Annotated in this window: 1 protein-coding gene; it reads right to left on the bottom strand. The window is 69.6% G+C overall.

The genetic code is table 11. The annotated features are described in order from the left end of the window. Window positions 1-253, bottom strand: a 253-nt coding sequence (locus ACPYOM_RS23125) for a GNAT family N-acetyltransferase (RefSeq protein WP_481347763.1), incomplete at both ends; no start/stop codon positions are given.

Genomic DNA, 253 nt, shown 5'->3' with positions numbered 1-253 from the left:
GCCCGTGGCGAAGCCGAGGCTGCGGGCCATCGCGAGCGCTCCGGTGTTGCTGACGTCGGCTTTCCATTGCAGGGTCAGCCCCGCAGCGAGGGCTTCGTGCGCGGCGATCGAAGCGGCCAGCGTCCCGATTCCGCGCCTGCGCCACGGGGGAGCCACCAGGACTCCCATGTTGGCCAGGATGCCCTCCCACTCGGAGTAGGCCCCGCAGGCTACAGGGGTGGGCTGCTCCTCTTCCGGATGCATGATGGTGAAC

It is taken from the genome of Monashia sp. HAY1-2A, from assembly GCF_056755315.1.
Note: the sequence above shows the minus strand (reverse complement) of the source record. Positions and strands in the feature narration are given on the sequence as shown.